The sequence below is a fragment of the Acinetobacter sp. NIPH1876 genome (assembly GCF_022808535.1).
GTDB classification, from domain to species: Bacteria; Pseudomonadota; Gammaproteobacteria; order Pseudomonadales; family Moraxellaceae; genus Acinetobacter; species Acinetobacter higginsii.
Map to the genome: position 1 here is coordinate 133,432 of NZ_JALGBR010000010.1, position 20,235 is coordinate 153,666.

Below are 20,235 nucleotides of genomic sequence, written 5' to 3' on the forward strand. Positions count from 1 at the left end.
TAAAGCTTTTTTATTTTAAGAGTGGTTTTGAGCCGCAACCTGGGCTTCTAAAAGTTTGATTTGATCTTCTTTCAGCTTCAGTAAAGTATCTACATCGCTATTTTGCTGTTTCAAATCATGTTGCTGGTCTTGCAGTTGTTGGTGAATATCATCCAGTTTAGCAATTTCTTCTTTAGCCAAGCTATCATTTGCAGGCAGAGGTGCTTTCACAATCGACTCTTCAACCAATTGGATCGGCGCAGCGACATCACTGCTCGCCGTCGTTACTTCTTCAGCTGTAGCTGCGGCTTCAGTTGGTGCTGGGGTAACGCTTTTTTCAGCAACAGACTGAGTCGGTGCGGAGGTTGTGGCTTGCTGATCTTTTTGAGCTAAGAACCATTGCACAGCAAGGAACAGCACCACGACAATACTAATTCCACCAATTATCATCCATAATAATTTGGAATTTTCTGTTTGGTATGTGGACATCACTTTTAACCTTCTAGTCAAAATGACGAGGTTTGAATTGTATCACCCCGATTTCATCTGGCTCAGCGGGTTGTGCCTGTTCCACATGGGTTGGGCGTTTTTCGCTATAAGCACATTCGATACATTCAATCCACTCGTCATCCACAGTGATGATCTTAACCACACGATCTAAGGCCCCACATTTTGGGCATTTTGCGCCCGCGATGAACTGTCTTTTCATGTCAGTTAATTACACCCTGTGAACAATAATGACGTAGTTTAAGCGGTTTTATCAGTGTTCGTCCAACCTTGATGACGTAATAATGCATCTATTTTTGGTTCTCTTTTTCGGAAATTGCGAAACGCATCAAGCGCTGTATCTTTTCCGCCAACTGCTAGAATAAACTTTCTAAACTCTTTTCCGGTCTCGGTGTTAAAAACACCTTCGCTTTCGAAACGGTCAAATGCATCACTGGCCAAAACTTCTGCCCATTTATAAGAGTAGTAGCCTGCCGCATAACCGCCTGCAAAAATGTGGCTAAAGCTATGTTGGAAACGGTTATACGGTACAGCTGGAACCACGGCAAATTTAGCGCGAATATCATCCAGTGTGGCTTGAATTTGCTGACTGTTTAAGGCTGGTGCTTGGCGGTGAATACTCAGGTCAAATAAAGCAAATTCAATCTGACGCAAGGTTTGCATACCCGACTGGAAGAAACGAGCATTCAACAACGCAGATAGCAATTCTTGCGGTAAGGTTTGTTTGGTTTCAGTGTGCTCGCTGAGTACATCTAGACTTTCATTGTCCCATGCCCAGAATTCCATAAATTGACTTGGTAATTCCACTGCATCCCACGCCACGCCGTGTGTCCCTGCAACCGAGATGTTATCTACTTCGGTGAGCATATGATGTAAGCCATGACCAAACTCATGGAACAAAGTAATCACTTCATCATGAGTCAGTAGCGCAGGTTGATCGCCAATCGGTGGGGTGAAGTTACAGACCATGTAGCAAATTGGTTTTTGTAGACCATTAACTGTTTGTACACGTGAACGGAAACCGCTCATCCATGCACCACCACGTTTGCCATTTCGTGCATATAAATCAAAGTAGAAACCGCCGACCACTTGGCCTTGATCTTCAATTTCGAAATAACGTACATCATTTTGCCAGACAGGGGCTTGGCGCTCAACGATCTGGATCCCGTAAAGGCGTTGCACGATCTGGAATAAACCTTGTACCACTTTGGGTGCAGGGAAATACGGTTTAAGCGCTTCTTGAGAAAGATTGAACTGTTGCTGTTTCAACTTTTCAGAATAGTAGGTTGCATCCCAAGGTTTTAAGTCTGTAATACCATCTTGTTGTGCAATCTCTTTGAGTTCTGCAATTTCAGCAAGTGCTGGCGTACGGGCATGTTCTGCCAGATCAACCAAGAATTTATCTACGGTTTCGACATCAGGTGCCATTTTGCTGGCAAGAGAATATTCAGCAAAGTTATTAAAGCCAAGTAGTTGCGCCATTTCTTGACGCAAGCTCAGAATTTCCTCCATCACAGGGGTATTGTCAAATTCTGTTTGGTCGGATTGTTCTGAGGCACGGGTGACATAGGCCTTATACAACTCTTCTCTTAATTCACGCTCATCGGCATAGGTCATAATCGCAAAATAAGCAGGGAAGTCGAGTGTGGCAACAGCTTGTTCAAGCTCACGTTGTTGCCCATATTGTTTTAATAATTCAACACTGCTTTGCGGTAGGCCTTTGAGTTGTGCTTCGGTCAAAGGCTTGAAATAGGCTTGGGTTGCATCGAGTACATGGTTTGAAAAGTCTGAAGACAGTTGTGATAAACGTGCCGAGATTTCAGCATAACGCTTTTTGGCTTCGCCTTGGAGTGCAACACCTGACAGTTTAAAATCACGTAGCGCGAGTTTAATAGCACTTTGTTGCGCTTCGCTCAGCGTTTGAAACGCTGCACTGTCATGAATCTGTTGATAGGTCTGATACAGTGCCGTATGTTGACCTAGTTGTGTATAGTATTCACTTAGACTCGGTAACAGGGCTTGGTAGACTTCACGGGTTTCCGTATTGTTCATCACGGCATTGAGATGTGACAAAATCCCCCACGATTCACTCATGTTATTTTCAAGTTGATCGACTTCTGCCAAGGTTGCCAGTTGGGCTTCAGGGCCTTGCGGAACTTCATTGAGTTGATTTAAGAAGTTTTGACCGTTTTTGATGGTCTGTTCAATCTGTTGTTTTAAATCGGCAAGTTGAATTTGATCAAATTGAGGAACGGGAAGTGTCGCTTGCTGGAGTGTCATTGTATTTTTGCCATATTCATCTTTAAACATAGTTATAGATGTAGGGCTTCGGAGGTGAGAAATCAAGGTTGATTGATTATTTATTCATTGGGTTTTGCGTTGTGATCTGAATTTCATCAATCGACAGTACATATGTACCGAATGTGCTGTGACGGGTAGATAGTTTTAACTTGAGTTGATGATCCCTATATATTGCATATTGTTTTGATGTAATTCTGAAAATAGGGATCCCTGAATATATTGTTTGAAAAGAATAAAGCTCGGTATTTTTAGAGCGCCTTTTTACGGCTTGTGCTGATATTTCTATGATTTGAGGTTTTCCTAGTGTATATGTCCAGATCATTGGAAGCGTACATGCCAAGTTGAGCCAGAGTATGGGAATAATAAATAAAGGGAAAATAATTAAAACATGACGCTTAGGTTGTTTTTGTACACGCTCCCATTGTCTAGGGATCACCCATTCCTGTCTCTTTTTCAAATAGAGAAAATAAATAAGGAGTAAGACATAGAGAAAACCAGCAAAGATCAAGGCGGCAATTTTTACCGTATAGCGAGGTGAAAAATTACTCCAAAATACAGAAATAGCTGCACCGATTGTGAGAAAGAAAAAGAGAATAGAAAAGTAATGGTGATAATAATATTTTGTGATACGGTAGTGAGTCATTCGGATTTTATTTATATTTAGAAATTGTCTATCTATTCATTATATAACAAAAAATAAGAGAGCCGAAGCTCCCTTGTTTTTTATCTATTACTCAGCCTTTGTTTTCGCATTCGACTTTTTCTTTTTCACTTTTTTCTTCGCCTTCTCTTTGCTATCAGGTTTAGCAGAAGATTTTTTACTTGGCTTCTTGGTATAAGAACTTGGACTATTTTTGTCCTTTTTCTTACGCACAGGCTTTTCACCATCTTCACTGACTTTAGAAGTTGTCGATGGCTGTTTGCCAAATACTTCTTCAGTTGTTGAAGCACGCTTCGAGCTAGAAGGATTCGCAGTACGTGGTGCTTTCTGACGAATTACACGACCCAAATGTGTCAGCTGTTGTACCAGTTGGAAGTCAATTTTACGTTCTTCCAAGTTGACACCTGCCACTTGGATCTTCACTTCATCACCAAGACTGAATGACTGTCCACGGTTTTGACCAATCAAACTTTGGCTGGCTTGATCATAAAGGAAGAAGTCTTCACCGAGCTGACTGACATGGATCATGCCATCGACATATAAATCTTTGAGTGTGACAAATAGACCAAATTCAGTGACAGCACTGATCACCCCGACAAATTCATCACCGATATGCTGTTGCATATAGTGGCATTTCAACCACATGGTAACACTACGTGATGCTTCATCAGCACGACGTTCTGTCTTGGAGAAATGTTCACCCGCATCATCTAAAGCGGCACCTGACAGTGGATACACTTTTTTGTCTAAATACGCTTTGATCGCACGGTGTAATAATAAGTCAGGATAACGACGAATCGGTGACGTGAAGTGGGTATAGGCTTCATAAGCAAGACCGTAGTGGCCTGCATTCTTCGCACCATAGTAGGCTTGCATCATCGAACGTAACAACACCGCATGAATACTTGGTGCATCTAAACGATCTTTGGTTGCTTCAATGACGGCTTGATAATCTGCTTGAGTTGGCTGTTCAGGGAATGGTAGACCAAGCAATTTCACAAAGTCACGCACTTTCTGAATACGTGAAAACTCTGGTGCTTCGTGCACACGATATAACATCGGAATATCATGTTCTAAAGCATATTCTGCTGCAGCAACGTTGGCCAGCAGCATACATTCTTCAATCAGTTTATGTGCATCGTTACGACTACGTGGCAAGATTTCTTTGATCCCACCTAACTCGTCAAAAGTCATATAGGTTTCAATGGTTTCAAATTCCATTGCATGACGTTCAGCGCGTAAGCCTTTTAGTGTTTGATAAAGCTGGAAGAGTGTATTGAGTGACTTGTGAATGCTCTTATCTTCAGGGATCGCATTGGTTGCCCCCTCAAAATACTGCCCAACTTGGGTATAAGTCAGACGAGCTTTGGAATGCATCACCGCAGGGTAGAACTCATAACCTGTGACTTTACCTGCACGAGACAGTTTTAAATCACAGACCATACATAAACGGTCAACATGCGGATTTAAAGAACACAAGCCATTTGATAGCGCTTCTGGAAGCATAGGCAATACAAAGTGCGGGAAATAAACCGATGTACCACGTTCTTCTGCTTCTTCATTTAATGCAGAGTCTAAACGGACATAATGACTAACATCGGCAATCGCAACGACAACACGATAACCACCGCCTGCACGTTTCTCTGCAAAGACTGCATCGTCAAAATCTCGAGCATCTTCACCATCAATGGTGACCAATGGCAAATCACGTAAATCAACACGTCCTTTCAGATCTTTTGCTGAAGGTTCTTTAAAACTTTCAGCTTCATTAATGACAGCATCAGGGAACTCATATGGCAAACCAAACTCTAAGATGGTTTGCGGAATAATAATCTCGGTATCGGCTTTGTCTGCCATCGATTGCACGATATGACCTGTCGCCAGTTCTTCGCGTGTTGGATAGTCATCAATTGCAACACGGAGCATATCCCCAACTTTAGCATTGGCATGCTCAATCAATTCTTTTTCTAAAGTAATGGGTTGATGCTGGTTTGGATTCCCTGGTTGAATGAAGTATTCACCTTCATGTTCAGACAACTTACCAATAATTTGTTTAACGCGGTGTTGTACCACTTCACTAATAAAGCCCCAAGGCTTACCTTTACGATCAACTGAGGTCTGACGCACTTTAACGCGGTCGCCATTAAACACTAGGCGAAGTTCACGTTCAGGTAAAAGGATATCGTCCTGACCTGCAATATTGGCAGTACCTAGACCTTTACTATTGATATAGACCGTTGCTTCATGAGTTGGCAGATCGGTTGCAGGTTGGTATTTAAAACCATCCTTCATAAGTTGCCCATCACGAACCATGGCGCTTAAACGGTGATTCAAGGCATCAATGCTTTTTTGATCGGGGATATTAAAGTGGTCAACCAGCTCTGCATGGGACTGTGCAGTTTGTAATTGTTCTAGTGTAGTTAGAATAAGAGTTCGGCTAGGAATAGGATTATCGTAACGTTGCGCTTCTGCTTTTGCTTCGGGATCGGCCCAATTTTTAGTCATATCGTTTCAATTCACATCTGGCAGATCGGTTTAGCATAAGTCATTCAAACTCTAACTGCACGTCAAAGATTGCAAGATTCTGTTTATTGCTCCGATCTGAATAAAGGAGAGAACACTATATTAACAAGCGTTGAACCAAAAAATGCTGAAAAAATGTGGAAATTGATTAAAAAACATTTGATTGAACTTAAAAAGTAGAAAAAAACAGGAACATCCCTTGTGTAATGTGGTTTTAGTTTGTATTATTGCGCTCGTGTTACGGTGAGATGGGTGAGTGGCTGAAACCACATCCCTGCTAAGGATGCGTACGGGTAACTGTACCGAGGGTTCGAATCCCTCTCTCACCGCCACTTTACTTAAAGCGCTCATAGCTCAGCTGGATAGAGCACTTGGCTACGAACTAAGGGGTCGGGAGTTCGAATCTCTCTGAGCGCACCAAGTAAAGATTTAATGTAACACACGCCTGAATAGGCACATAAGTAATGCGCTCATAGCTCAGCTGGATAGAGCACTTGGCTACGAACTAAGGGGTCGGGAGTTCGAATCTCTCTGAGCGCACCAACTTAATAGAAGAAACCGCTTAATTGCGGTTTTTTTGTGCCTGAGTTTTTTGATTGAATATTAATTAAATAATAAATAAAAAAAAGCCGCTGAGATTAGCGGCTTTTTGGATTGATCTAATTTAGAAGTGATTCACTGAACTGAATAGGTGATCTGTAAGACTGCTGAGTGGAGATGGAAGAGATACAAGATCTGTTAAAGAACCACTATTTGGATTTGGTTCGCCTACAGCGATGCCAGAAGTGACGGTTCCAGTCAATGCATCTAAAATTCCGTCTATACTGCCATGAAGACTGTAATCCCCATTTCCAACACTGACGCTAATTAGATTATTGAGACTCTCTAATGAACCATCGCTGAATAGGGTACTGACATGATCTTGTAATGTGTCGACTGCAATGTTGCCATTGCTAATGACCGTTTGAATCGGTTGAGCAATTCCTGCGATAACGTCTCCGCTATTTGCACCATTATTAATGGTTCCAAGAATATCTGTAATCACACTTAGACCACCTTCACCGCCACCGATTCCGCCAGTAATACCACCAAGGATGTCAGAGATTGAGCCTAAAGGACCGCCATCACCACCGCCGATACCGCCAGTAATCCCACCGATGATGCCAGTGATTGCGCCAAGAGGACCACCTTCACCGCCACCGATTCCGCCAGTAATCCCACCAAGGATGTCGGAGATTGAGCCAAGAGGGCCGCCTTCACCACCGCCAATACCACCAGTAATGCCACCGATGATGCCAGTGATTGCACCTAAAGGACCACCTTCGCCACCACCGATACCACCAGTTACACCGCCGATGAGGCCACCGACATCAGTGAGGTCACCAGCAATATGCTGAACCAGACCAGAAGCCGTTGAACCATTATTAATCAATGTGCCGACAACACCTGTGAGCGAACCCGCAGCGCCACCGATATCCGCACCTGCTAAATCAGAAATTGCTTCTAATGTACCGTTTACCGTATCGCGTGAAGTTTCAAAGGTGAGGGTACCTAAATTGGTGAGATCGGTAACTGGATGAACACCCGGAAGGACACCACTGATTGCACCGCCTACCGTAGTAATACCTGTATTGATAATATCTGTTTTCAGGCTTTCAACACCTTGAAGCACATCGATACCTGTTTGGATCACACCTGTGACAGGGTTATTACCCAAGTCACCACCAGTAATCCCACCGATAATGCCAGTGATCGCACCAAGAGGGCCGCCTTCACCACCGCCGATACCACCAGTGATGCCACCGATAATGCCAGTGATTGCGCCAAGAGGGCCACCTTCACCACCGCCGATACCGCCAGTAATGCCACCGATGATGCCAGTGATTGCACCTAAAGGACCACCTTCGCCACCACCGATACCACCAGTTACACCGCCGATGATGCCACCAACATCAGTGAGATCACCTGCAATATGCTGAACCAGACCAGAAGCCGTTGAACCATTATTAATCAATGTGCCGACAACACCTGTGAGCGAACCCGCAGCACCACCAATATCCGCACCTGCTAAATCAGAAATTGCTTCCAATGTACCGTTTACTGTATCGCGTGAAGTTTCAAAGGTGAGGGTACCTAAATTGGTGAGATCGGTAACTGGATGAACACCCGGAAGGACACCACTGATTGCACCTCCTACCGTAGTAATACTTGTGTTGATAATATCTGTTTTCAGGCTTTCAACACCTTGAAGGACATCGATACCTGTTTGGATGACTCCTGTGACAGGGTTATTACCCAAGTCACCACCAGTAATGCCACCGATGATGCCAGTGATTGCGCCAAGAGGGCCACCTTCACCACCGCCGATACCGCCAGTGATGCCACCGATAATGCCAGTGATTGCGCCAAGAGGGCCACCTTCACCACCGCCGATACCGCCAGTAATGCCACCGATGATGCCAGTGATAGAACCTAATGGGCCTGTGCTACCAATGTTGGTTGCATCTCCTATAATATGTTGAACCAAACCTGATGCAGTAGACCCATTATTCACCAGTGTACCTATGACACCCGTTGCAGAACCAATTGCCCCGCCAATATCTGCACCAGCAAGGTGGGAGACGGTTTCTAGTGTACCGTTTACCGTATCGCGAGAAGTTTCAAAAGTGAGGGTACCCAGATTTGCTAGGTCTCCAATTGGGTGTTCAGATTGGTGCACTGCACTAATGACCGTGCCTGCAACAGTATTAATTCCTGTATTGATGATATCGGTTTTTAAACTCTCAAGCCCTTGAAGGACATCAATACCACCTTGAACAATACCTGTGACTGGGTTGTTCGCTAGGTCACCACCCGTGATGCCACCAATAATGCCAGTCACTGCACCAAGGGGGCCGCCCTCAGTTCCACCAGTAATGCCGCCAATAATTCCGGTTACAGCGCCGAGAGGACCACCTTCAGTCCCACCAGTAATCCCACCAATAATGCCAGTCACTGCACCAAGGGGGCCGCCCTCAGTTCCACCAGTGATACCGCCAATGATTCCTGTTACAGCACCGAGAGGGCCGCCCTCAGCACCACCTGTAATTCCTCCAAGAATGCCTGTTACTGCGCCAAGCGGACCACCATTTGACCCACCCGTAATGCCGCCAATAATTCCAGTCACTGCACCAAGTGGACCGCCCTCGGTTCCACCCGTGATTCCACCAATGATTCCAGTCACTGCACCAAGTGGACCACCATTTGTTCCACCCGTAATACCACCAATAATTCCTGTAACTGTACCCAGAGGACCACTCTCGGTTCCGCCTGTAATTCCACCAAGGATGCCTGTTACTGCACTGAGAGGATTACCACTTGCTCCGCCGGTAACACCCCCTAGAATACTTGTGACTGTTGAAAGTGGGCTACTGCTGCCTGTTACATTCCCCAGAATGCTAGTAATTGAACTTATGGGATTGTTGGCTGCTCCGCCTGTGATACTGCTTACCGTATGGGTTACGGTATTTGTTGAAACGATATTTGTAATTGTAGATAGGGATAAAGGAGCAAGAACTGAACCGCCAACGTGTGATGTAGATGTACTACTATCAACCAAACTTGAAGTAATACTTTTAATGGGTGAAAAAAGACTTTTGAAAAGCATAACGATACCTATATTTTTAAAGTTGTGTTGTTTTGAGTAATTATTAAATTGCTATGATTTTTTTGTGATTAAAGTCACATTAATCGTATTTAGTGTTATATGAGGCGGTTATTTTGTCAATCTGTAACTGGCTGGAATATGATTGTTAAATATGGATTTAAAATGTTGAATTTTAATATATTTATTGGTTGTTAATTTTAACTAAATTTACACTTGTATTTTATTTGAAAGGGTAAGGGGATTTTTATCGTAGTGAGATATGTTTTATTTATCATATAATTAAAGTGCTATTTGAGTACAATCTATGTCTTGTGAAGAAGGTGCTGCAAAGAAAGTTTTAAAATTTGTTACTCGTTTGCAAAAAAATATTTCTAGTGTTTTTCGGTTTTATTTAATTAATAAAGATCAATATTTTAAATTTTTTCTTAATTAATTTTTTTAAAATTATAATAAATCTGAAATCATATTGTTTATGCGATTATTGACGTGTTATTTAAAAAAACTTACCAATCAAATGTGCCTTTCTTGGCATATTCTCATCTTAGTCTGATGAACTTCATTAAGCTGCAAAAGAAAAGCCACTGATTACAGTGACTTTTCTTGGTATTGCTATATTTTAAAAATGATGAAGTGAGCCGAATAGCTGATCGGTTAGGTTTGTTAATGGTGAAGAAACCGAAATGAGATCGGTAATGCTTCCCCCATTTGGATTTGGTTCACCGACAGCAATGCCGGAAGAAGTCGAAAGTGTGCCCGTAATTATGGTGAGCAGACTATCTAGACTGTTACTGCTACCACTATTGTCATAGTTAATATGGATAAGGTTGTTGAGACCTTCCATAATATTGCCACTCGTGAGATCGCCGAGACCATCTTGTAGATGACTGATTGCTGAACTACCACTGCCAATCACCATGTCGATCGGTTGGGCAATACCAGAAAGAATACCATCTCCACTGATACCACCCGTAATGCTGCCAATGATGTCTGTGATTGCACCTAAAGGACCACCTTCACCGCCACCAATACCACCAGTAATGCCACCGATGATGCCAGTGATCGTGCCAAGAGGACCGCCTTCACCACCGCCGATTCCACCAGTTACACCGCCGATGAGGCCACCAACATCAGTGAGATCACCTGCAATATGTTGAACCAGTCCAGAAGCAGCTGAACCGTTGGTCACGAGTGTGCCAAATACACCTGTGAGCGAACCCGCAGCGCCACCGATATCCGCACCTGCTAAATCAGAAATTGCTTCTAATGTACCGTTTACCGTATCGCGTGAAGTTTCAAAGGTGAGGGTACCTAAATTGGTGAGATCGGTAACTGGATGAACACCCGGAAGGACACCACTGATTGCACCTCCTACCGTAGTAATACCTGTGTTGATAATATCTGTTTTCAGGCTTTCAACACCTTGAAGGACATCGATACCTGTTTGGATGACTCCTGTGACAGGGTTATTACCTAAGTCACCACCAGTAATCCCACCGATAATGCCAGTGATCGCGTCTAAAGGACCGCCTTCACCACCGCCAATACCGCCAGTAATCCCACCGATGATGCCAGTGATTGCACCAAGAGGACCACCTTCACCGCCAATAATTCCACCCGTCACACCGCCAACGATACCTGTTACCGTGCCGAGTAAACCAGTTGCACCTTCACCATCACCTGCCACAATATGAATAAGATTGGTGACGGGACTCAATGGATTGAATTCGCCCTGACCATTTAAACCGCTTAGATCTAATACCGAAATGGCATTGCCTGAGAAGTTAATCGGAATGGTAATGGGTGTCACGATGCTAGCATCGTCACCGTTACCATTGCCGATACCAAAATTATGGTCGCCATTACCAGAACCAATACCACCCAGTAGGCCACCAGAACCATTGCCACCGTTGCCATTACCATTGTTCGTGACATCATTATCTTGGACATAGTTATTGGTTGTTGTGGATGAATTATTGTGTGAGTTTGCTGTTGCGCTGCCAAATAAAGAAATTGCATTGCCAGATAAATTTATAGGAATTGCAATTGGCGCTACTATGCTGGCATTGTCACCAATCCCATTGCCTATACCATAATTGTGTTCACCATTACCGGCGCCTACGCCATTGAGTAAACCGCCAAGACCCAGTAGACCACCACCAGCACCACTTGTACCATTGCCACCGCTATTACTATTGTCTGTGGAGTCGTTGTCCTGAACATAGTTATTGGTTGTGGTGGATGAGTTGTTGGTTGAGTTTGCTGTTGCATTGCCAAAGATGGAGAAAGCATTTCCGGATGCATTTACAGGAACCGTGATGGGCATAACCACGCTGGCATCATCCGCAATCCCGTTACCAATACCGTAATTGTGCTCGCCATTACCTGCGGCTATACCATTTAATAGCCCACCACCGGCCGCATTACCTGAACCAGTTCCATTACCACCAGTATTGCTGTTGTTGATGGTGTCATTGTCTTGGAAATAGTTTGAAGTGGTAGTAGAAGAGTTATTGACTGAGTTTGAAGTGGCATTGCCAAAGATGGAGAAGGCATTTCCGGAGGCATTGATTGGTGTCGTAATCGGTGCAACAACACTGGCATCATCCGCAATCCCATTGCCTATACCATAATTGTGTTCTCCATTACCTGCGGCGACTCCATTTAATAAACCACCACCGACACCATTACCTGCTGTGCCACCGACGCCCGTACTGCTGTTGCTATTATTGGTACTATCCTTGTCTTGGAAGATATTGGTGGTTTTAGTTGAGGAGTCATTGACTGAATTTGAAGTAGCATTCCCAAAAATTGAGAAGGCATTGCCTGAACCACTGATTGGGGTTGTAATCGGTGCAACCACACTGGAATCATTACCGATGCCATTACCAATACCATAGTTGTGATCACCATTACCTGCAGCAGGGCCATTTGCCCAACCACCCACGCCATTACCTGCAGAACCACCGAGTAGACCTGTGCCACTATTACTATTGTCCGTACTGTCATTATCTTCATAATGATTGACGGTTGTGGTCGATGAGTTGTTGACTGAGCTTGTGGTTGAGTCCCCAAATACGGAGAAGGAGTTACCTAAACCACTGAGTGGCGTTGTAATCGGCATCACCACACCGACATCATCACCGTTGCCATTACCAATGCCGTAATTATGTTCGCCGTTGCCTGACCCTACGCCATTGAGCAGACCGCCAATGCCATTACCTGAGCTGCTGCCTACACCTGTACCGCTATTGCTATTGTCCGTACTGTCATTGTCGCGCACAATATTGGTAGTGGTGATTGAAGCATTGTTATGAGATGCGTTATTGGCATCGCCCAAGAAGCTGAATTCATTTCCTAAGCCATTGACTGGCATCGTGATTGGTGTGGTTACACCGACATCATCACCGTTACCATTGCCAATACCGTAGTTTTGTTCACCATTCCCAGAACCAATACCACTGAGTAGACCACCAATGCCATTGCCTGCACCACTTACTCCAGTACCATGATTACTGTGGTCGATATGGTCATTGTCTTCAACGATATTGGTCGTATTGGTGGAGCCGTTATTCACAGAGGTATTGCTGGTATGGGTTGGATCATTACTGCCAAACCAAGAGACATTGTTGCCCATCGCATTGATTGGGGTAACTATAGGTGAAGTCCAGTCGGCATCATCACCGTTGCCATTGCCGATGCCATAGTTATGTTCGCCATTGCCCGCACTAATTCCATTGAGCAAACCACTGATACCGTTACCTGAACTGCCAGTCGTACTCGTCACGCTATTGCTATTGTCGGTTGTATCATTGTCTTGAACATGATTGAGTGTTGTCGTTGGCGCAGAGTTGCTGGATGAATTGTCACTGCCTTCACCAAATGAATTTCCTAATACATTTAAGGGTGTGGTCCATGGAACAGTGACATCGACATCATCGCCGTTACCATTTCCGATGCCGTAGTTTTGTTCGCCGTTACCTGCAGCAGGGCCATTACCCCAACCACCGATACCATTGCCAGCATTACCTAGACCTGTGCCATTATTACTGTTGTTGGTTGTATCGTTATCCTGAATAATATTTGACGTTGTTGTTGGTGCGGTATTGGTGGAGTTAACATCGCCACCGCCTAAACCCGCTACTGAGTTACCGAGTACATGTACTGGCGTTGTCCAAGGAACCGTGACACTGGCGTCATCACCGTTGCCATTGCCAATTCCGTAATTGTGTTCGCCATTCCCTGCGCTAACACCATTGAGTAAGCCGCCGAGGCCATTTCCTGCACCTCCAACGCCTGTTCCATTGTTACTATTATTGGTGCTGTCATTATCTTGAATGACATTGGAGGTCGAGGTTGGAGCAGTATTGGTGGAGTTTACATCTCCACCACCGATGCCTACAACTGAGTTACCTAAGGCTTGGAAGGGTGCTGTTATCGGTGTTGTGATGCTTGTATCGTCGCCGTTACCATTACCGATGCCATAGTTTTGTTCACCATTTCCTGAACCAATCCCATTGAGCCATCCACCGCCACTGCCATTGCCTACTGCAGCAGTACCGTTGTTGCTGTTGTTAACGGTGTCGTTGTCTTGAATCTGTGTAGTCGATGTCGTTGCTGCTGTATTGATAGCGTTAACATCACCACCACCTAAGCCAATAATCGCATTGCCAGCCGCTTGAACAAGTGTGGTCCATGGCACAGTGATACTGACATCGTCACCGTTACCATTGCCAATGCCGTAATTATGCTCTCCATTGCCTGCTGCAACACCATTGAGTAAACCACCTGCATTGCCATTACCGGCAGTTCCAGTAGCTGTGTTGCTACTATTGGTGCTGTCATTATCTTGAATGAGTGTCGTTGAACTGGTTGGTGTGCTATTGATAGAGTGAACAGCACCACGACCCAATGCACCGATTGAGTTACCTAAAGCATCAAAAGGCACCGTAACTGGTGTGGTGAGATTTGCGTCATCTCCATTTCCATTACCCACACCATAGTTGTGATCGCCATTGCCTGCTGCAACGCCACTTAATAAACCGCCATTGCTACCATTACCTGCAGCAGTACCAGTATTACTATTGTTGATGCTGTCATTGTCTTGGATATGAGTCGAAGACGTTGTCGTGGCCGTATTGATTGAGCTAACGGGTGACGAACCTCCAAGCCAAGGAAAAGAGTTTCCTAATGCATGGAAAGCTGTCGTGAAAGGAAGAGGGACATTCAGATCTTGGCCATTGCCAACACCGACACCATAATTTTGATTGCCATTTCCTGTTATGGCACTGAATAAACCATTATTTGAGCCATTATTGTTGTTGGTGATATTTGTACTCTCGACCACAACATGGTGTGTGGTCGATACCGTATTTACAGCAGTCGGAACTGCCGCTTGGCTATTACTACTCGAATGAGAAAGAATACCCGTAATTGGTGATAAAATATTTTTAAATAACATGTCGATATACCTATAATTATTGGAGTTTTATTTTTAATAAGCCTTAATAATTATGTGACTCCTGTCTCATAATGTATTTATTAGTATTTATTGCTTATCTATTTAAAGTCAATATTGTGCTTTGTATCATATTTTTAAATGACTATAAAAATACGATAAAACAAAGAGATGTATTTTCTAGTTATCACTGGTTTATCGTTCTAATTTGGAATGCGATTTTTTAATTCTTTATCAAAAATTTATAATCAATAAAAATATAAAATGACTCAAATATGATTTATTTAAAGTTTAATCATTCACTTAGCGAATAATAAATGCTTGTGTCTTATTGAGGGTTATACAGAATTGGCAGTTGATATGAACCACTTTTCTCACTGTAGCCGCGGGTTGAATCATGCTGAAATGACCAAGCAGTGCTGAATCTATAGACAGTTGATCGTGATCTTGTGAAAAAGGTCTTATCATTTGGGGAAAAGTGCGTATAATGCCCCCATCAAATATGCGCTCATAGCTCAGCTGGATAGAGCACTTGGCTACGAACTAAGGGGTCGGGAGTTCGAATCTCTCTGAGCGCACCAATTTGAAAAAAGAAACCGCTTAATTGCGGTTTTTTTGTGTCTTAAGTTTTTGCTTTAATTTTTTGTACAAATACGGCATTGCCACCCACAGCAGGGAGTACATCATGATAAGGCAAGCTGCGCATTGCTCTTAATAAGAATGGGGCCTTCTCATCGACTTTCATTGCGCTGGTCATGGTCAATAAGGTGCCTTGATTAAGTGAACTCAACTGCATTTTTCCTTTAATAAAACGTAGGTCACCGCCATTGGCATAAAAATTATTTTCATCTGTTTGCGGATAATTAAAACGTAATTTAAATGCAAACGGTATATTGATGACACCAAGGCCAACATTAACTTTAATATCTGCATCCTGCCCTTGATTTTGAATAGGAGAGGCGATTACTTTTTTAATCTGCCGAGGGAATAATTCTTGGTAGGCCAATGGACTCAGCCATTTTTGTAAGGGTTGAGTTGGTTGTTTATAAAATTGATAGGTGGTGGTAAAACGCATGGATTCTCGGCCATGGGTGTACAGCATACTGGTCGGTGCATGAAGGATACTGACAGGTTGCTGAGTCGATTGGATGAGTTGTGTGATTTTATTGAGTTGAGCAGCATTCAACTGCGGATTCGGCATTTGTCCTGCATTCAGTGGCACCAAATTAGGCTTAATAAAACGGGTTCTTAAGGATTCTAAAATAAATGCATTACTACTACTTGGAATCCCGAGTTTCACTTCAGGAATCGCATTGAGAATTTTCTTAACAATAAATCCCTTGGGCTGATTCAAATCGCCCCATTGGGTCAAGGTGACTAAAGTACGGTTTTCGTCCAGTGCAAACCATTCAAATTTTCCGACACCGTAGGGAATCGGCGCATCAATCACCAAGCTGGCAATACTATTTGACTTAATCTGGTGTTGTAGCGTGACGTCTTCATTAAAGTTGAGTACGGGAATTGGGGTCGGAATCGAGACCCGATATTTCATTTGTACCGTATTGCCAGACTGTTCTAACGTCTTCGCCGATTTGAGGGTTGGGAATAACCCGACATAGTGGTTGAAATCGGTTAGTGTTTTGGCCACTTGTTGGGCATTGACGGGAACAATGATTGCGGCTGAGTTAAAACTGACACTGGGTTGGGGATTACTTTTCAACGTCGGTACGGCCGTTTTGGTCGCAGGATGACCATAAATAAAAATATTGTTTTGGGTATAACTGGCCAAGAGCTGAGGATTATTCTGAAAAGGTTGTAAGGCACTTGGAATATTGTCCGTCCAAGGCAAGATTTGCGCAAAACAGCTTTGTGTGAGCCCCAATAAAACACAGGGCAAGATTAAGCAATTTAAATAAGACATCACATTCCTTTGATTTTTATCCGTGATTTCATTCCATGACTTGATCCTCTGAGTTGAGCAATCAATACTGCTTATTAATAATTTTTTTTATGCATGAAAAATAGTCGTATTGTGTAAAACCCGCTCAAGTGGATGTCTGGAGCGGGGCTAGGCAAAGTTTACTGTTCAGCCATTAAGCTTTTACGACGATAAACAAACAAGATGGCACCCAGTGGCAGTGCAATTTGCAAGATAATTGGACTATAGACTGTTTGCTGGAAGTAACCCGCACCTAAGAGCAAGAAGCTCAACATTTGAAAAGCATAGCTGCCATCGGTCCAATTCAGTGAAAATTGCATAAAGCCAAAGCAAATAAAAATTAACCACACCCATTTTCGTTTTTGCATAGGGGTTCTTATGCATAAAATAAAGGCATAAATGCAAAACAGTGGAATCGCAATGGCAAGGATAAACACGACATAATGCAGTAGACTTTTTCCAGCAAATGTAAAGCCATGCATAGCTTGGACAGAATGCTCAATCGGTTCAACATGAATGCCGATAATACTGATTTGATCGGACTGTTTACTGAGCACGATTTTATTCATCAGCCAATGATCCGAAAATTCATATTCAAAGGTTAATTGATAAGTGACGACATCTTTAAATAAGCTTTTGTTGGCTGCAATTAACTTGATATTTTTAACCGGTTCAGCCGGAAATAAGCCAGCCATTTGGATCAAAGTGCTATGAGTGGATTCATCTTGCAGTTCCGGACTGAGATATTTCTCAACGGCTGCATAGTTTTTGTTGCTGAGTTGATTAAACATATCTTCAGCAAAAGCCTTTTCTTGTGGCGGTACAATCTTTTCGAGAAAGGATTGTTGGCTACAGGCGCTGAGTGTGATCAAAAGACCTAAAAGAAACAGCAAAGTTCTAAACTGTTGTGGCATTTTCATACTGTTAAATTCATCTATAAAATTAAATTGATATAAAAGGGCAAGCCCAAAAGAGAAAAAACATCACATTTAAATTTTGTATTAAATCGCGATAAATGTGATTTCCCATTAAATCATTTATGTTCTAATAGGTCAGTTTTTTTTCAAATGTTAGAAATCTAAAAATGTCTGAACAACGTCCAAGTGTATCGGTGCGCTATTATTTGAATTTAGAAGAATCACAAGATGGTTTTGCTTTGGTCACTTTTGGCAAAAAAACCTTTAGCCGCTTTTTAACCCCCGTGATCAGCATTGCGATTATTTTGTGGGGAATTTATTTAGGCTTTTCTGATGTTGGGCGTTATTACGTTGCACTGGGTGCTTTTTTTCTGGTGATGCAAGCCGTTATGCGCTATTGGTTGTTGCCAATGTTGTTTAAGCGCCAATTTGTACGCTATCAGTTTGGTAAAAGTGAACAGGGAATTGACCTTTACCAAGATCACTTTGAACTGTATGCCGCAGGCAAAAAACAAAGTGCACAATATGCCGAAGTCCAATCGTTTGCGATTGGCAAGTTGACTTATATGTTAGAGCTGAAAAGCCATACCGTGGTGATCGTACCCAAACGTGCATTTAGTGATGTAGCAGATCAAACAAAATTTGAAAATAGTTTTAAGAAGTAACTTTATCGACGGTTGAAAGAACAAGGAGTTTTCATGAGTACACGTCCTTCAAAAATTGTGTGTGTCGGTCGAAATTATGCTGAACATGCCAAGGAATTAGGCAATGCCATTCCTGACCGTGCGTTGTTATTTATTAAGCCACCGAGCAGTATTGGCTCTTTAGCTCAAGGCGTGAGCTGGAATCAGGCTTTGGGTGAGTGTCATTATGAATGCGAAATTTGTTTGCAAATTGCCCATCCATTATCACAGGAAACCGATCCAGCCAAAGCTTTAGAAGCAATCGGTGCGGTAACTTTGGGCCTAGATTTGACCCTACGCGATTTGCAGGGTGATTTAAAATCCAAAGGTGAGCCGTGGGAACGTGCCAAAGCCTTTGATGGTGCCTGTATTTTGGCGGACTGGATTGAAGCAGACGAAATTGGTGACTTGCAAGAGCTAGAGCTAATTTTGAATATCAATGGGGTAGACCGTCAGCATGGTTTTAGCAAAGATATGATCTTCGACATTGGCACTTTATTGGTTGAAATTAATCAATCCTTTAGCCTAGAAGCGGGTGATGTGATTATGACAGGCACCCCCGCAGGCGTGGGGGCATTACGTGCCAATGATCAATTGACTATGAAGTTGATTACTCAGTCAGGCGAATATGATTGGGATACCTTTGTCAAAGCCTAAGTTGAAATAAAAGGGTGGTGCTGTTCTGAAGAGCAGCGCCATTTTTTTATATCTAAAAACATGATTTTCTGTTGAGTCCAATCTTCGTTAAGGTATTGATCGCAAACTTAACTGCCTTGATACAGCTTACGAAACTGGTCTGGGGTGAAATGCATCCAGCGTTTAAACATATAAATAAATGCCGATGAACTGGCATAGCCCAAGTCTAGCGCAATACTTTCAATGGTTTTACCCTGATTTAACATCGACATCGCTTTCATGACTTTAAGACGTTGCCGCCATTCATGTAGAGACATTCCCAATTCTTTTTGGCTATAACGGGCAAGCGTGCGTTCGGTGATATTGATCATTTGTGCAAGCTGTTCCAATGTACTGTTATCGGCAGGGAATTCATGTAAATGCATCAATATTTTCGCCAGCGCGGGATGCTCCGTTGTCGGCAGATAACTGCCCACCAACTCTGCATGAGTCAGTGAATCGAGCAAAACTTGCAGCAAGCGTAAATATTCTGGATCCTGTTCAGCAAAGGGGTGTTTACGAATATGTTCGAGCAGCGCAGAGACCAAAGGTGCAGACAATAAGGTACCTGCCTGTTGCGGCATGTTATGACAGAGTGATTCATGCACGTACAGAGTGCAATGCGTGACCTCATTGCGATTGATACCACTATGTTGTAAATGCGGTGGCAACCAGATCCCATAAGGCGGTGGGGTTAAATAATGAATTTGCTCAATATTGACTTCTAACACACCATCAAAAGCATAGATAAATTCTCCCCAAGCATGCGCGTGTTTGGGATAAAACGTCTCTGCAGGTGCATCCCGAATCTGAAGCCATAATGGCGCAGGAATATCGTTGTAGGTCGGGATTGGCTGAAAATCTTGAATTCTTTGTGCTGATTTTTTCATAACATGAGAATTGCCTGAAAATACGCATCTATTGTCGTATTTTCACTATATCATGAAAA

12 protein-coding genes and 4 tRNA genes are annotated in these 20,235 nt (G+C 43.2%); 6 read left to right on the plus strand and 10 right to left on the minus strand.

Annotated elements, in window-relative coordinates; translation table 11 throughout:
- Nucleotides 1-15: 15 nt before the first annotated feature.
- The 5 genes from MN869_RS12460 to rnr all read right to left on the minus strand — a co-directional run bounded on the left by MN869_RS12460 (nucleotide 16) and on the right by rnr (nucleotide 5,953).
- On the minus strand, nucleotides 16-471 hold the full coding sequence (locus MN869_RS12460; RefSeq protein ID WP_243307723.1) for a hypothetical protein: 456 nt from the start codon (nucleotides 469-471) through the stop codon (nucleotides 16-18).
- A 10-nt stretch (nucleotides 472-481) separates the two neighbouring features.
- Nucleotides 482-688 (minus strand): YheV family putative metal-binding protein, encoded by a 207-nt coding sequence (locus tag MN869_RS12465; protein ID WP_004657752.1) that lies wholly within the window; start codon nucleotides 686-688, stop codon nucleotides 482-484.
- A 38-nt stretch (nucleotides 689-726) separates the two neighbouring features.
- Nucleotides 727-2,766 carry a M3 family metallopeptidase gene (locus MN869_RS12470; RefSeq protein WP_243307725.1) on the minus strand — a complete coding sequence of 680 codons (2,040 nt, stop codon included), beginning with the start codon at nucleotides 2,764-2,766 and terminating at the stop codon, nucleotides 727-729.
- 76 nt (nucleotides 2,767-2,842) lie between these two features.
- The gene (locus tag MN869_RS12475; RefSeq protein WP_243307727.1) at nucleotides 2,843-3,430 is read right to left on the minus strand and encodes a hypothetical protein; all 588 of its coding nucleotides are present in this window, start codon (nucleotides 3,428-3,430) and stop codon (nucleotides 2,843-2,845) included.
- Between the two features lie 87 nt (nucleotides 3,431-3,517).
- Nucleotides 3,518-5,953 (minus strand): ribonuclease R, encoded by a 2,436-nt coding sequence (gene rnr, locus MN869_RS12480; protein ID WP_243307744.1) that lies wholly within the window; start codon nucleotides 5,951-5,953, stop codon nucleotides 3,518-3,520.
- Nucleotides 5,954-6,213: 260 nt separating this feature from the next.
- Between rnr and MN869_RS12485 the strand changes: the two genes are divergently transcribed.
- The 3 genes from MN869_RS12485 to MN869_RS12495 all read left to right on the plus strand — a co-directional run bounded on the left by MN869_RS12485 (nucleotide 6,214) and on the right by MN869_RS12495 (nucleotide 6,514).
- A tRNA-Ser gene (locus MN869_RS12485) sits at nucleotides 6,214-6,303 on the plus strand.
- An 11-nt stretch (nucleotides 6,304-6,314) separates the two neighbouring features.
- Nucleotides 6,315-6,391 (plus strand) — tRNA-Arg (locus MN869_RS12490).
- Between the two features lie 46 nt (nucleotides 6,392-6,437).
- Nucleotides 6,438-6,514: transfer RNA gene (locus MN869_RS12495), tRNA-Arg, on the plus strand.
- Between the two features lie 121 nt (nucleotides 6,515-6,635).
- Here the strand turns inward: MN869_RS12495 and MN869_RS12500 are convergent.
- Nucleotides 6,636-9,617, minus strand: coding sequence for a hypothetical protein (locus MN869_RS12500; protein WP_243307746.1), 2,982 nt, complete (start codon nucleotides 9,615-9,617; stop codon nucleotides 6,636-6,638).
- A 616-nt stretch (nucleotides 9,618-10,233) separates the two neighbouring features.
- Nucleotides 10,234-15,075 (minus strand): hypothetical protein, encoded by a 4,842-nt coding sequence (locus tag MN869_RS12505; protein WP_243307748.1) that lies wholly within the window; start codon nucleotides 15,073-15,075, stop codon nucleotides 10,234-10,236.
- Nucleotides 15,076-15,576: 501 nt separating this feature from the next.
- On the opposite strand from MN869_RS12505, the gene MN869_RS12510 reads away from it, so the two are divergent.
- Nucleotides 15,577-15,653 (plus strand) — tRNA-Arg (locus MN869_RS12510).
- 41 nt (nucleotides 15,654-15,694) lie between these two features.
- Here the strand turns inward: MN869_RS12510 and MN869_RS12515 are convergent.
- The gene (locus MN869_RS12515) at nucleotides 15,695-16,993 is read right to left on the minus strand and encodes an SRPBCC family protein (protein WP_243307750.1); all 1,299 of its coding nucleotides are present in this window, start codon (nucleotides 16,991-16,993) and stop codon (nucleotides 15,695-15,697) included.
- 158 nt (nucleotides 16,994-17,151) lie between these two features.
- A complete protein-coding gene (locus MN869_RS12520) occupies nucleotides 17,152-17,931 on the minus strand; it encodes a hypothetical protein (RefSeq protein WP_243307752.1) in 780 nt (259 codons plus the stop codon).
- A 164-nt stretch (nucleotides 17,932-18,095) separates the two neighbouring features.
- On the opposite strand from MN869_RS12520, the gene MN869_RS12525 reads away from it, so the two are divergent.
- Nucleotides 18,096-18,593: a YcxB family protein gene (locus MN869_RS12525; RefSeq protein ID WP_171551354.1), complete on the plus strand. Its 498-nt coding sequence runs from the start codon at nucleotides 18,096-18,098 to the stop codon at nucleotides 18,591-18,593.
- A 33-nt stretch (nucleotides 18,594-18,626) separates the two neighbouring features.
- Nucleotides 18,627-19,268 carry a fumarylacetoacetate hydrolase family protein gene (locus tag MN869_RS12530; RefSeq protein ID WP_171551355.1) on the plus strand — a complete coding sequence of 214 codons (642 nt, stop codon included), beginning with the start codon at nucleotides 18,627-18,629 and terminating at the stop codon, nucleotides 19,266-19,268.
- A 107-nt stretch (nucleotides 19,269-19,375) separates the two neighbouring features.
- Here MN869_RS12530 and MN869_RS12535 read toward each other — a convergent pair whose 3' ends face one another.
- Nucleotides 19,376-20,176 (minus strand): helix-turn-helix transcriptional regulator, encoded by an 801-nt coding sequence (locus MN869_RS12535; protein ID WP_243307754.1) that lies wholly within the window; start codon nucleotides 20,174-20,176, stop codon nucleotides 19,376-19,378.
- Nucleotides 20,177-20,235: the final 59 nt, after the last annotated feature.

Coding starts and splice junctions, on each gene's coding strand:
- MN869_RS12465 (WP_004657752.1), bottom strand. CDS start 688: ATGAAAAGACAGTTCATCGCGGGCGCAAAATGCCCAAAATGTGGGGCC.
- MN869_RS12470 (WP_243307725.1), bottom strand. CDS start 2,766: ATGACACTCCAGCAAGCGACACTTCCCGTTCCTCAATTTGATCAAATT.
- MN869_RS12475 (WP_243307727.1), bottom strand. CDS start 3,430: ATGACTCACTACCGTATCACAAAATATTATTATCACCATTACTTTTCT.
- rnr (WP_243307744.1), bottom strand. CDS start 5,953: ATGACTAAAAATTGGGCCGATCCCGAAGCAAAAGCAGAAGCGCAACGT.
- MN869_RS12500 (WP_243307746.1), bottom strand. CDS start 9,617: ATGCTTTTCAAAAGTCTTTTTTCACCCATTAAAAGTATTACTTCAAGT.
- MN869_RS12505 (WP_243307748.1), bottom strand. CDS start 15,075: ATGTTATTTAAAAATATTTTATCACCAATTACGGGTATTCTTTCTCAT.
- MN869_RS12515 (WP_243307750.1), bottom strand. CDS start 16,993: ATGTCTTATTTAAATTGCTTAATCTTGCCCTGTGTTTTATTGGGGCTC.
- MN869_RS12520 (WP_243307752.1), bottom strand. CDS start 17,931: ATGAAAATGCCACAACAGTTTAGAACTTTGCTGTTTCTTTTAGGTCTT.
- MN869_RS12525 (WP_171551354.1), top strand. CDS start 18,096: ATGTCTGAACAACGTCCAAGTGTATCGGTGCGCTATTATTTGAATTTA.
- MN869_RS12530 (WP_171551355.1), top strand. CDS start 18,627: ATGAGTACACGTCCTTCAAAAATTGTGTGTGTCGGTCGAAATTATGCT.
- MN869_RS12535 (WP_243307754.1), bottom strand. CDS start 20,176: ATGAAAAAATCAGCACAAAGAATTCAAGATTTTCAGCCAATCCCGACC.